A 12332-nucleotide genomic window follows, 5' to 3' on the forward strand; every position below is an offset into this window, starting at 1 on the left:
GTTGCCGCCGCCACCGTATTCGCGGGTAAACCCGCTCCTACCATCGATTGGTGGTGGACACACACCGGGGGTTGGACACAGGCCGCTGTAGGAGCGGGTTTACCCGCGAACACCGGCAGAGCCGGTGCCATAACGCGGTCCCTTGCGATATCAGCCCAGGCAGCGCGTCACATGCTTGACCGACTGATAGGCTGACAACCCCCAAGGCCCCAGCTCACGGCCGATCCCGCTGCCCTTGGTGCCACCCCATGACGTTTCGACGAACACCGCCTGCACCGAGTTGATCCACACATGGCCAACCTCCAGCGCATCGGCCACGCGCTCGGCGCGCTCCAGGTCGGCGGAGCACACCGTGGCGACCAGCCCAAAGCGGCTGTCATTGGCTTCGGCAATGGCCTGCTCCTCGGTGGTAAAGCGCCGTGCGCAGAGCACTGGGCCAAAGATTTCCTCGGTCCACAGGCGGCTGTCTTTCGGCACATCGGTATACAGCGTCGGGCTGACGAACCAGCCTTCACGGTCCAGTGCATGGCCGCCAGCCAGGCACTGCAAACCTTCTTCGCGCGCCGTGGCAAAGTAACTGGCCACCTTCAGCCACTGCGCCTGGCTGGTCAGCGGGCCCATGTCGACCTCTTCGGTCAAAGGATTACCCACCCGCAAGTTTTCCAGTGCCGCCTGCAAGCGCGGCAGCAGAGCATCGGCAATGCCGTCCTGTACCAGCAGCCGCGATGTGGCCGAACACATCTGGCCGGCGTTCCAGCTGATGCCGGCAACAATCCATTCCACCGCTTGGTCGACATCGCAATCCTCGAACACAACGATGGCCGACTTGCCGCCCAGTTCCAGCGTCACTGGTCGGCACTGCGCCGAAGCACTGCGCATCACCTGGCTGCCGACGCTGTTGCTACCTGTGAACGACAGCTTGTCCAGGCCGTTGTGGTTGCTTAGCGCGGCGCCGGTCTCGGCCTTGCCGTTGATGATGTTCAGTACCCCGGCCGGCAGGCCCAAGGCGTCGGCGATCTGGCCGTAGGCCTGCTCGATCAGCGGCGTGACCTCTGAAGGCTTGAGCACCACGGTGCACCCGGCGGCCAGGGCCGGGGCAAGCTTCCAGGCGCTGGTCACCAACGGGAAGTTCCACGGCACGATCAGGCCGACCACGCCCACCGGTTCAAGGCGGGTGCGGGCGGTGAAACCCGGCGCAGCCAGCGGCACGGAGCGGTTTTTCGATGGCAGCTGCTCGGCCAGCTCGGCGTAATAGCCAAAGGTGGCGATGGCGTCATCCAGGTCGATTTCCGCTTCGTGACGCGGTTTGCCGTTATTGCGCATCTGCACGCTGACAAGCGCTTCACGGCGCTGCCCGAGCTGCTCGGCAAAACCACGCAGGAAGGCGGCACGTTCGCTGGCGCTGGTGCTTTTCCAGGCGGGCAGGGCGTTGCGGGCAGCGGCCACGGCCTGGTCGACCTGGCTCACGCTGGCGGCCATCAGCTCGGCGAACGGTTGCCCCAGCGCAGGGTCGTTGACGCTGATGCAGTCGCTGCCTTGGCCTTCGACCCAATGGCCGGCGATATAGTGGGAAGTGGTCATGGTCGGTTTCCAGTCAGGCCATTTCGGCAGTGGTCACAGGCGTATGCGCGGTGCTTTTGCAACGCACCCATCGCGGGCCCAGGGGGCCATACACGCCAGCAGGTTCAGGGAACAGGTTGAGCAACAGCAGGTACAGCACGCCAGCCAGCCCCAGCGTGACCGGCAGGCTCAGGTCGATGCCGCCAGCCAGGTCACCCAGTGGGCCGACGAACTGCCCCGGCAGGTTGACGAAGCACAGGCCAACCGCCGCGCTGGGGATCCACGCCCCCATGCCGCGCCAGTTCCAGCCGTGCAGGAACCAGTAGTGGCCACCACGCTGGCCACGGGTGAATACCTGCAGGTCGTCAGCGTGGTAGAAGCCGCGGCGGGTAATCAGGCCAAGGATCATGATCACCATCCACGGGCTGGTGCAGGTAATGATCAGTACGGCAAAGGTCGATACGCTCTGCACGAGGTTGAAGGTGAAGCGGCCAATGAAGATGAAGCCGATCGCCAGCACGCCAATCAGCAGCGTGGCGCCGGCACGGCTGAGCAAGCGGGGGAACACGCTGGACATGTCCAGGCCGGTGCCATACAGCGCAGTGGTGCCGGTGGACATGCCGCCAATCACCGCAATCAGGCACACCGGCAGGAAGAACCAGCTAGGTGCAACTGCCAGCAGGCCGCCGACATAGTTGTTGGCGGCAATGTAGTCCGGTGCCTGGGTGGCTACCAGGGTGGCCGTACACAGACCGAACAGGAACGGAATCAGCGTCGCCCCCTGTGCCGCGATCACGGCCAGCATGATGCGCGCCTTGGGTGTTTCACGCGGGATATAGCGTGACCAGTCACCCAAAAACGCACCGAACGACACAGGGTTGCTCATGGCCAGGATCGCCGCGCCCACGAACGCAGCCCAGAAACCCGCCTGGCCAAGGTTGACGCTGCCTGCGTAGCCCGCATCGAAGGGCCCGGCAAACGCGACGATGCCCAGCAGGAACAGCAGGCTCGAGGCCCAAACGGCAATCTTGTTGACCCACAGCATGAAGCGGAAGCCAAAGATGCATACCACCAATACCAGCACCGCGAACAAGCCGTAGGCCAGGCCCAGGGTCAGGTCGGTCTCTGGCAGGCCGGCCAGGCGCTTGGCACCACCGACCAATGCATCGCCCGAGCTCCACACCGAGAGCGAGAAAAACGCCACCGCCGTGAGCAGCGACAGGAACGAGCCGACGATGCGCCCGTGTACACCAAAGTGCGCACCCGATGAAACGGCGTTGTTGGTGCCGTTAAGCGCGCCGAACAGCCCCATCGGTGCAAGGATCAGCGCGCCGATGCCAACGCCGAGCAGAATCGCCCACACACCGGCCTGGAATGACAACCCGAAAAGCACCGGGAAGCTGCCCAGTACGGCGGTAGCGAAGGTATTGGCACCGCCGAAGATCAGGCGGAACAGGTCTAGCGGGGAGGCGTCGCGTTGATCGGCGGGGATCTGTTCGACGCCGTTGGTCTCGATACCGGTCGAATGGCTCATGGTGATGCTCCAGCGCGGTTGTTGTAGCCAGCGCAGTGCGCGGGCCTTTTTGTGGGTGCGATGGCAGGGCGGCAGCGCCGCGTAAAGTGTGATCAGGCCGGTGTTACGACCGACAGGTGCTCGTGGCAGGCCAGCCACTGGTCACCATGGCGACGGAAGACAATGGTCTCGCGCTCGCTCAACGGATGCTCTTCACCGCTGATGCGGATACGCGTGGCCACATCGTGCATGAAAATAGCCACGTCGCCGTGCAGGCTTACGTGGGCGTTCCCCGACTCGCAGGCAAGCACGGCAAAGTCCTCGGCCTGCCACTGGGCCCAGAGCTCTTCATAGGCGCGACGCGACAGCAGCGGATGCGCCAAGGTGTGGAATAGAAAGGTGGCGTCTTCGCTGAAGCAGGCGAAATAGCGGGCGGTGTCGTTGCTGGCGAACGCCGCGACGAGGTCGGCGGCGGCTTGCCGCACTTGAAGTGTCTGGTCCACGGGAGTGGCCTCACGGTTTATTGTGATTGTGGTGAAGCGATTCTGGTGGCGGTTGGCGAGGGGAAAAATCGCTGGCGGCAAATAATCAGTTCAGAAATTTGTGAAGTGATGGCAGCCCCCATCAATCTGCAAGCGAAGCGGCAAACTGGCATTAATCGACCATACTGACTCTTCATTCGCCTTCAGGAGAGTGTCATGTCGAAGCCGTCCAGGAAGAAGCGCTCCCAGGAGCAACCAGAAAAGTTGGGCGGCAAGGCCTACGAAAAAGCGCTCAAGAACCTGCATGTAGAGCTGGTGAAGCTGCAGGAGTGGGTGGTGGCCAAGGGCCTGAAGGTATGCATTGTCTTCGAAGGCCGCGATGGCGCCGGCAAGGGCGGTACCATCAAGGCCATTACCGATCGTGTCAGCCCGCGGGTGTTTCGTGTAGTGGCGCTGCCCGCACCGACCGAGCGGGAAAAGACCCAAATGTACTTGCAGCGCTACCTGGGCCATCTGCCAGCGGCAGGTGAAGTGGTGATCTTCGACCGCAGTTGGTACAACCGTGCGGGCGTTGAGCGGGTAATGGGCTTCTGCTCTGGCGAGCAAGTGGACAAGTTTCTGACCGGTGTACCTGTGTTCGAGAGGGTCATGGTCGATTCGGGGATCATCCTCATCAAGTACTGGCTTGAAGTCAGCGCCGATGAGCAGACCCGGCGCCTGCAGGATCGCATCAACGACGGCCGCAAGCTGTGGAAGTTATCGCCGATGGACCTCAAGTCGTATACCCGCTGGGATGACTACACCCAAGCGCGTGACGATATGTTCCAGGCCTCGGATACCGCTTGGGCACCATGGTTCGTGGCCAATTCCAACGACAAGCGTCGCGCCCGGTTGAATATCATCAGCCATCTGCTCAGCCGTATTCCCTACAAGGACATAACCCGCGACCAGCACGTGAAGCTGCCCAAACGCGGCAAGATCGGCAAGTACAAGGCTGTCGCCTACCCGTTCAAGTTCGTCGAAGAACGCTTCTGAACCCCTCCCTGCCGGGAGCTGCGAAGGTACGAGTTCATGCCACATGACGGCAGCCTGCTGCAGGCGACGGTGGTATTCCTTTTGGCTGTGGTGCTTCTGGTACCGCTGGCGCAGCGTCTGAAAATGGGCGCAGTACCGGGATACCTGTTGGCGGGTATCCTGATTGGTCCGTCGGTGTTTGGCCTGCTTGGCAATCCGGACAACGTGGCGCGGCTGTCGGAAATGGGCGTGGTCATGCTGTTGTTCGTGATTGGCCTGGAGCTGTCCCCAAAGCGTCTGTGGACCATGCGCCGGGCGCTATTTGGCGTCGGCAGTCTGCAAGTGGGGCTGACCGCCGTACTGCTTGGGCTACTGGCATTCTGGCTGTTCGACCAATCGAAACCTGCCGCCATCGTCCTGGGCCTGGGCCTGGCGCTGTCGTCCACCGCCTTTGGCTTGCAGGTACTGGCCGAGCGCAAGGACCTGGGCAAACCTCATGGCCGCCTGGCCGTGGCCATCCTGCTGTTCCAGGACATTGCCGCCATTCCCTTGATTGCAGTGGTGCCGTTGCTCGGTGGCGATGTCAGCACCGCTGACGAAGGTGCCTGGCCCTTGTTGGCTGTGGTTGTCGGCATTGGTGTGCTGATTGTTTTTGGCCGCTATCTGCTGACCCCGATATTCAAGTGGACGGTGGGTTCGGGCCTGCCTGAACTGTCGACCGCCACGGCCTTGCTGGTCGTGCTCGGCACCGCTTGGTTGATGGAGCATGTGGGTGTGTCAATGGCGCTGGGGGCCTTCCTGGCCGGCGTACTGATGGCTGAGTCGCCGTTTCGCCACGAACTGGAAACCCAGATCGAGCCTATCAAAGGCCTGCTGCTGGGATTGTTCTTCGTTGGCGTAGGTATGAGTGCCGACCTGCGCTTGCTGTTCGGCATGCCGCTGATGGTGTTGGGCCTGACGTTGCTGCTGGTCGCTATCAAGCTGCCCTTGTTGTATGGCCTGGGGCGCACGATGGGTGGGCTCAACAAGGCCCAGGCGCTCTGCCTGGGCGTGGTGCTGGCTTCGGGGGGCGAGTTCGCCTTCGTGGTGTTCAAGCTGGCGCTGGAGCACCAGGTACTCACCCCGCAGGTACACGACCTGCTGGTGCTGGCCATCACCCTGTCGATGGCGGTGGTGCCCTTGGTCATGATGGCCCTGGCGCGGCAGATGCGCGATGACAGCCCTGCTCAGGCATCCCCTGAAACGGGCCAGTGAATTGCGCCTTGCTGGCGCATTGAATATCGGGAGGTGAATCATGCAGTCGAGTTCCAGGCTGGACAGCGCCCTTTCGCGGGGCTTGCTCGATGTGCTCATCAAGGCAGGCCTGGTGGCAGTCTTGGTGACCTTCGCCTTTCAGGTGTTCCAGCCGTTCCTGGAGTTGATGCTGTGGGCGGTGATTCTGGCGGTCACCTTGTACCCATTGCATTGCCGCATCCAACGCCGCACCGGGTTCAGGCAAGGTTATGCGGCGACGCTGTTGGTGCTATTGGTTCTGGTAGTGCTGCTGGTGCCTATCTACCTGGTGGTGATGTCCATCGGCGAATCGGTGGACAGCCTGGTGACGCTACTCAAGAGCGGCGCCTGGAGCGTGCCGGTCCCGCCTGATCCGGTGGCGACCTGGCCACTGATCGGGCCGAAGGTGCATGCGCTGTGGTTGGCGGCCTCCGAAAACATGGCCAGTGTGCTGAACCAGTGGATGCCCCAGATCAAGGGGGCCGGGCTAACGGTGCTGGGCGCTGCTGCCAGCGCCGGTGGGGCCTTCCTGCTGTTCATCGGCGCAATCATTATTTCCGGGGTCATCATGGCCTTCGGTGATCGCGGTGAAATCGCTGCGCAGCGTATCGCCATGCGGGTATCAGGCGAAGAGCGCGGTAAACCCTTGGCCAAGCTGTGCACCGCCACCATTCGCGCGGTGGCGCAAGGGGTGATCGGCATTGCCTTCATCCAGATGTTGCTGATCGGTGTCGGTTTTGTCGTCAAAGGAGTTCCCGGTGCCGGGATGCTGGCCATCGCCATCCTCATGCTGGGCATTGCACAGGCCCCGGCGACGCTGGTTACCGTGCCGGTGATCATCTATATGTTCAACGTCGAAGGTTTTACCGTGGCGACCATCATTTTTGCCATCTACACCTTCGTCGCCGGCCTTGCCGACAATGTGCTCAAGCCGCTGCTGCTGGGGCGCGGGGTTGATGTACCGATGCCGGTGGTACTGATCGGGGCATTGGGCGGCATGGTGGTCAAAGGCATCATCGGCTTGTTCATAGGCCCGGTAATCCTCGGCGTGGCGTACGTGCTGTTCTGGCAATGGGTTGCGCTGCAGGTGCCGGAGCAACCGGCACCACCCGCCGCTTGAGCCATGCCCAACCGCTGCTATGGCCTGGGGCTGCTGATGGTGCTGGCTGGTTGCACTCAGGTTGGTCCGGATTTCGAGAAGCCCCAAGCGCCGTGGCTGGACGGCTGGAGCACGCCAATGCTGGAGCAGGCAGGGCACAGCGCGGCGGCCCCCGACCTGCGCCAGTGGTGGGCGGTGTTTGCCGACCCGACGCTGGATGCGCTGATAGCCGAAGCCGATACCAACAACACCAACCTGCGCGTGGCTGGCCTGCGTATCGCTGAAGCCCGTGCCCAGTTGGCCATCGTGCAGACCGGGCGTTATCCGCAGCTGCAGCAACTGAGTGCGCAGAGCCTGTACCTGAAGCAGAATCAGTCTGGTACGCCTTCGGCCCGTGATTCAGTGTTCTGGCAATCCAGCGTGGGCTTCGACATCGGCTGGGAAATTGACTTCTGGGGCCGCTTCAGTCGCGCCATCGAAAGCGCCGACGCCGCCTACTTCGCCTCCCAGGCCAACTACGCCGACGCCATGCTGCTGCTGCGTGCGCAAGTGGCCGACACCTACTTTGCCCTGCGTACCGCCGAAGCGCGGCTGGCTATCGCGCAAGAGAACGCCAAGCGTCAGGCGCGTAGCCTGGAGATCACTGAGCGGTTGTTCCGCCACGGCGAAAATGACGAGCTCGACTGGCAGCAGGCGCGTACTCAATATCTGGCGACCCTGGCCACCATTCCCGAGTTCGAGAACCAGCTCAATGCCCTGCGCAATGTGCTGTGCTCGCTGCTCGGCCGCCCGCCCGGGCCGCTGCCGCAGCTGGCGGTCGGCCATGGCCAGCTGCCCTTGCCTGACCGGGCAGTGTTGCAGGATGTACCTGCCAGCCTGCTGCAGCGCCGCCCGGACATCCGCGCCGCCGAGCAGGCAGTGGCAGCGCAGTCGGCACTGGTCGGGGTGGCCGAGGCCGATCTTTATCCACAGCTGAGCTTGCTCGGCAGTATCGGCTGGACCTTTTTATCGGCCAATCATCTGCCCGACACCTTCGACCTGGCTGCTGGCCCAAGCCTGATCTGGAACCCGTTCGACTATGGCCGGCGCAAGAACACCGTACGCGTGGAGGATGCCCGCTTGCAGCAACTGATCGAGCTGTACCAGCAGGGCGTGCGCGAAGCCGCCCGTGAGGCCGACGATGCTGCCAGCGGGCTGGTGCGCTCGCTGCAGAGTGCAACCATTCGCGACCAGGCCTCTCAGGCTGCGCAACGCTCGCTGAATCTGGCCAGCTCGCAATACCGCGAAGGCTTCGCCGATTTTCAGCGGGTGCTCGATGCTCAGCAACTGCTGTTGCAGCAACAGGACGGTTACCTGGTCAGCCGTGGCAACGCGGTCAGCAGCCTGGTGACCTTGTACAAGGCTCTGGGTGGTGGTTGGGATGCCAGCCGCGCGCCGATCGACCCAGCCACCCGCCAACAAATGCAACAACGCACCGACTGGGGCGAGTTGCTCGACGAGCCAGCCCCCACCGCGCATGCACAAGGTGAAACCGAATGAGCGACGCCACGCCAACGCCGCCCCCGTCAGCCCCGGATCGCGGCATGCGCTGGGTGCTGCTGCTGATTGCCGTCAGCCTGCTCTGGTACTTGCTGGCTGACCGATTTACGCCATACACCCAGCAAGCCCGCCTGCAGGCTTACGTGGTCCCGGTGGCCGCCGAAGTGGCCGGGCAGATCAAGCGTGTGGCCGTGGGCAACAACCAGGAGGTGCGCCAGGGCGATGTGCTGTTCGAACTCGATCAGGAGCAATACCGCATTGCCCTGGCCCGCGCCGAAGCCGACCTCGATACCGTGCGCCGGCAGATTGGGGCCAGTACCGCCGGCATCGATTCGGCGCAGGCAGCGCTGGTGGCTGCCCAGGCCAACGCGCGCAAGGCGCGGCAGGACGCCGAGCGCCTCAAACGGCTGATTGACGAAGACCCCGGTACGGTGTCGGTGCGCCGCCTGGAAGGCGCCCAGGCCAACCGCGACCAGGCCATCAGCCAAGTGGCGGCGGCCCGTGCTGAGGTGGAGCGCGCCCGTGAGCAGCAGGGCGGGGCACAGGATGACAACGCCCAACTGCGCAGCGCTGCGGCCAATGTGGAAAAGGCTCGCCTGGATCTTGCCCGTACCGTGGTGCGTGCCGACGCGAACGGGCTGATCACCGACCTGCGCACAGACGTTGGCCATTATGTCGGGGCGGGCAGCCCGATGATGACCCTGATCAGTATCCATGACGTGTGGATAAGTGCCGACATGACCGAGAACAACCTCGGGCGCTTGCGCCCTGATACCCCGGTGCTGGTAGTGCTCGATGCGCTACCTGGCACCGTGTTGAAGGGGCGCATACGCAGCATTGGCTACGGCGTTAGCGTGGGCCAGAGCACGCCGCCGGGTACGCTGCCGACCGTGAAGAACAGCCGCGAGTGGCTGCGTTCGGCGCAGCGTTTCCCGGTTATTGTGGAGCTGGAGCGCGACCAGCTTCAGGACAAGACCGTGCTGCGGGTCGGTGGTCAGGCCGAGGTCATGGCCCTGCCTAGCGAAGGTAACCCAATGAACCTGCTGGGCCGGTTGTTCATGTGGCTGATGAGCTGGCTGTCGTATGCCTATTGAATTGCGCCGCCTGCGCGCACTGCGCCTGGCCTGGGGCGTGGCGCTGTGCCTGGCGGTGAGCTTTGGTATCGGCTTGCCGGTGCCGATCCTGGCGCCGGTGTTTGCGGTGCTGTTGCTGGCCATGCGCAGTCAGCCATTGCCCCTGCGTGCAGCACCGGCCCTGGCGTTACTGGTGCTGCTCGCATGCGGCAGCGGTTTGCTGCTGATTCCGCTGTTGCGCCATGCTCCGTTGGCCGGGGTGTTACTGGTCGGGGTGGGTGTTTTCCTGACCTTGCGCTATGCGCTGAAGGGCGGCAACGGCTTGCTGGCCAACCTGCTGGTGATCGGCCTGACCATGATCGCCGCTGCCGGTACCAGTGACTTCACCCTGGCACTGTCGGTGGTCGAAGCGCTGGCCAAAGGCATGCTGCTGGCAGTGCTGGGCACGTCAGTGGCGCATTCGTTGTTCCCCGAACCTGCCAATGCGCCAGCACAGCCGGTGCCGCCGCTGCTGGGCAGCGAGCATGTCAGTTGGGTGGCGCTGCGTGCCACGTTGATCGTGATGCCAGCCTTTCTGCTGGCATTGATCGCCCCTGACCAGTACATGCCGTTGATCATGAAGGCCGTGAGTGTGGGGCAACAAGCAGGCGAAACCCGCGCGCGGCACGCGAGCCGAGAGCTGATCGGTTCAACCTTGCTTGCCGGGGTGTTGGCAATAGCGCTATGGGTAGCGCTGAGCCTGTTCGTTCACCTGTGGATGTTCTTCTTGTGGGTACTGCTGTTCGCCCTCTGGCAGGCGCGGCGCCTGTACCAGGCGGTGCTGAGCCGGCAGAGCCCGGCATACTGGGTCAGTTGCCTGACGACCATGCTGATCTTGCTGGGGCAGTCGGTGCAGGACAGTGCTGCTGGGCAGGATGTGTACAAGGCGTTTGCGGTGCGTATGGCGCTGTTTCTGGCGGTATCGGTGTACGCCAGCGGCATGTTGATCTGGATTGACCGGCTTCGGAGTCGGCGCGGGCTTCTTAGCGGTTAAGCCCGGCTCCCAGGAAACTCAGGGTTGCCAATCAACCCCACTCTCTTCCAGATAGGCATCCACCGCTGCGCCCACCGTCGGATGAAAGGCCTTCTCCCCTATAGGCTCGAACAACTCGAACTGCCGCATCTTGTCCTTCACCGGGTCCTTCATTTCGGCAAACTGCAGCTCCACCCCTCGCGCTTCCAGTGCCCGGTCCAGCTCGGCCAGCATGTCCGCTGAAGTGATATCGATGCTGGTCACGGGCTCAGCGGCAATCACTACCCGCTGCACAGGCGTTGGCGACGCGTCCACCGCCGCCATCACCGTGTTCTGGAATTGTTCGGCGTTGGCAAAGAACAACGGCGCGTCCCAGCGCAGCAGCACCAGCCCTGGAATACGCCGGGCTTGTGGATAACGCTGTATGTCATGGTATCCGCGCAGCCCATCGGCCCGGCCGAGCACCGCGTAGTGCGGCCGCCAGCCGTCCCACAGGAACTCGATTACCGACACCGCCACAGCAATGCCGATACCGGGAATGGCGCCGAACACCGCCACGCCGACAAAGCAGGTGAACGACAGCCAGAACTCCCACTGCTGCATGCGGAAGATACGCTTGAGGTCAGCAAACTCGAACAGCCCCAGTGCTGCGGCAATGACCACCGCAGCCAAAGCACTGTTGGGCAGGTGTTGCATCAGATCGGGGGCTACCAGCAGCAACAGGGTCACCGCCAGCGCGCCGATGATGCCGGTGAGCTGGGTTTGCGAGCCGGCGGCTTCAGCCACGGGGGTGCGCGATGAACTGCTGCTGATCGGGATTCCCTGAAACAGCCCCGAGGCCAGGTTGGCGACGCCCAGGCCGAACATTTCCTGGTTGGGGTTTACCCGCATCTTGAGGCGTGCAGCATAGGAGCGTGACAGCACACTGGTGTCGGCGAACGACACCAGCGCTACTGCAATCCCGCCCAGTAACACTTCTATCAGGTCGATGTCGCTTACCCAGGGGAAGACGAAGCTGGGCAGGCCCTGGGGCAATTGCCCGAGTACCTTGACGCCCACCTGATCAAGGTTGAACAGGCTCACTGCCAGCGTCGCCAGTACCACGGCGATCAGGATGCCCGGCAGGCGCTTGAACGGTTTGAGCAGCAGAATCAGCCCCAGGCTACCGGCACCCACGATGAAGCTTGGCCAGTGCCCTTGGCCGGCGAACAGCGCCTGGCCCAAGTACCAAAGGTCGCGCAAGGGCCCTTCGCTGTCGACTTTGATGCCGAACAGCTTGGGCAACTGGCTGATCAATACGGTCAGGGCGATGCCGTTCATGTATCCATAGCGGATGGGCTTGGACAGCAACTCGGTGATAAAGCCCAGGCGCAGCAGCCCGGCAATCACACAGAACGCCCCGGCGACCAGGGCCATCATGCTGGCGATGGCGATCGCCTGCTGCGGGTCGCTGGCCGCGTATTGCACCACCACAGCCAGGATAGGCGCGGCCAGCGCCGAGTCCGGGCCCAGCACCAGGATGCGGCTGGGGCCGAACAGGGCATAGGCCAACAGGGGGATGATGGTGGCGTACAGGCCATAGATGCCGGGGACGCCGGAAGCCTCGGCGTAGGCGATGCCCACAGGTACCAGCATGGTGGTGAGCACCAGGCCGGCGGCGATGTCCTTGGGTAGCCAGGCTGCCTTGTAGTGGAGCAGGGTGGCCAGGCCGGGTAACCAGCGTTGCCAGTCGAAACGAGTGGGTTGGGGCATGGTGTCGGCTCTGGGC

General features: G+C 63.3%; 10 protein-coding genes. 6 read left to right on the forward strand and 4 right to left on the reverse strand.

Going from position 1 to position 12332, the window contains the following annotated elements:
* Positions 1-150 precede the first annotated feature (150 nt).
* The 3 genes from ACF8EF_RS22300 to ACF8EF_RS22310 all read right to left on the reverse strand — a co-directional run bounded on the left by ACF8EF_RS22300 (position 151) and on the right by ACF8EF_RS22310 (position 3576).
* Complete coding sequence (locus ACF8EF_RS22300) at positions 151-1581, reverse strand: aldehyde dehydrogenase family protein (protein ID WP_176684948.1); 1431 nt, start codon at positions 1579-1581, stop codon at positions 151-153.
* A gap of 13 nt (positions 1582-1594) precedes the next feature.
* Positions 1595-3094, reverse strand: a complete 1500-nt coding sequence (locus ACF8EF_RS22305; protein WP_010951957.1) for a cytosine permease — start codon at positions 3092-3094, stop codon at positions 1595-1597.
* Positions 3095-3186: 92 nt separating this feature from the next.
* Positions 3187-3576 carry a nuclear transport factor 2 family protein gene (locus ACF8EF_RS22310; RefSeq protein ID WP_176684949.1) on the reverse strand — a complete coding sequence of 130 codons (390 nt, stop codon included), beginning with the start codon at positions 3574-3576 and terminating at the stop codon, positions 3187-3189.
* Between the two features lie 195 nt (positions 3577-3771).
* Here ACF8EF_RS22310 and ppk2 point away from each other — a divergent pair, with 195 nt between their 5' ends.
* Genes ppk2 through ACF8EF_RS22340 form a run of 6 tightly spaced genes read left to right on the forward strand, consistent with a single transcriptional unit; the run spans position 3772 to position 10585 of the window.
* Complete coding sequence (gene ppk2, locus ACF8EF_RS22315; protein WP_392460921.1) at positions 3772-4590, forward strand: polyphosphate kinase 2; 819 nt, start codon at positions 3772-3774, stop codon at positions 4588-4590.
* A 36-nt stretch (positions 4591-4626) separates the two neighbouring features.
* Positions 4627-5823: a monovalent cation:proton antiporter-2 (CPA2) family protein gene (locus tag ACF8EF_RS22320; RefSeq protein ID WP_209968054.1), complete on the forward strand. Its 1197-nt coding sequence runs from the start codon at positions 4627-4629 to the stop codon at positions 5821-5823.
* A gap of 40 nt (positions 5824-5863) precedes the next feature.
* Complete coding sequence (locus tag ACF8EF_RS22325) at positions 5864-6961, forward strand: AI-2E family transporter (RefSeq protein ID WP_392460923.1); 1098 nt, start codon at positions 5864-5866, stop codon at positions 6959-6961.
* A gap of 3 nt (positions 6962-6964) precedes the next feature.
* Positions 6965-8479: an efflux transporter outer membrane subunit gene (locus tag ACF8EF_RS22330; RefSeq protein WP_392460925.1), complete on the forward strand. Its 1515-nt coding sequence runs from the start codon at positions 6965-6967 to the stop codon at positions 8477-8479.
* The gene (locus ACF8EF_RS22335) at positions 8476-9573 is read left to right on the forward strand and encodes an HlyD family secretion protein (RefSeq protein WP_392460927.1); all 1098 of its coding nucleotides are present in this window, start codon (positions 8476-8478) and stop codon (positions 9571-9573) included. Before ACF8EF_RS22330 ends, ACF8EF_RS22335 begins: the two co-directional genes overlap by 4 nt.
* A complete protein-coding gene (locus tag ACF8EF_RS22340; protein ID WP_176684955.1) occupies positions 9563-10585 on the forward strand; it encodes a DUF2955 domain-containing protein in 1023 nt (340 codons plus the stop codon). The genes ACF8EF_RS22335 and ACF8EF_RS22340 overlap by 11 nt, the downstream gene beginning before the upstream one ends.
* 18 nt (positions 10586-10603) lie before the next feature.
* Here the strand turns inward: ACF8EF_RS22340 and ACF8EF_RS22345 are convergent, their stop codons facing one another.
* Positions 10604-12316: a SulP family inorganic anion transporter gene (locus tag ACF8EF_RS22345; RefSeq protein ID WP_176684956.1), complete on the reverse strand. Its 1713-nt coding sequence runs from the start codon at positions 12314-12316 to the stop codon at positions 10604-10606.
* Positions 12317-12332 lie beyond the last annotated feature (16 nt).

This window comes from Pseudomonas sp. zjy_15 (genome assembly GCF_043101865.1).
GTDB lineage: Bacteria > Pseudomonadota > Gammaproteobacteria > Pseudomonadales > Pseudomonadaceae > Aquipseudomonas > Aquipseudomonas putida_Y.

What these genes read in the sequence shown, in the direction of transcription:
- ACF8EF_RS22335 (WP_392460927.1), top strand. Translation starts at nt 8,476, where the DNA reads ATGAGCGACGCCACGCCAACGCCGCCCCCGTCAGCCCCGGATCGCGGC.
- ACF8EF_RS22305 (WP_010951957.1), bottom strand. Translation starts at nt 3,094, where the DNA reads ATGAGCCATTCGACCGGTATCGAGACCAACGGCGTCGAACAGATCCCC.
- ACF8EF_RS22345 (WP_176684956.1), bottom strand. Translation starts at nt 12,316, where the DNA reads ATGCCCCAACCCACTCGTTTCGACTGGCAACGCTGGTTACCCGGCCTG.
- ppk2 (WP_392460921.1), top strand. Translation starts at nt 3,772, where the DNA reads ATGTCGAAGCCGTCCAGGAAGAAGCGCTCCCAGGAGCAACCAGAAAAG.
- ACF8EF_RS22340 (WP_176684955.1), top strand. Translation starts at nt 9,563, where the DNA reads ATGCCTATTGAATTGCGCCGCCTGCGCGCACTGCGCCTGGCCTGGGGC.
- ACF8EF_RS22330 (WP_392460925.1), top strand. Translation starts at nt 6,965, where the DNA reads ATGCCCAACCGCTGCTATGGCCTGGGGCTGCTGATGGTGCTGGCTGGT.
- ACF8EF_RS22320 (WP_209968054.1), top strand. Translation starts at nt 4,627, where the DNA reads ATGCCACATGACGGCAGCCTGCTGCAGGCGACGGTGGTATTCCTTTTG.
- ACF8EF_RS22325 (WP_392460923.1), top strand. Translation starts at nt 5,864, where the DNA reads ATGCAGTCGAGTTCCAGGCTGGACAGCGCCCTTTCGCGGGGCTTGCTC.
- ACF8EF_RS22300 (WP_176684948.1), bottom strand. Translation starts at nt 1,581, where the DNA reads ATGACCACTTCCCACTATATCGCCGGCCATTGGGTCGAAGGCCAAGGC.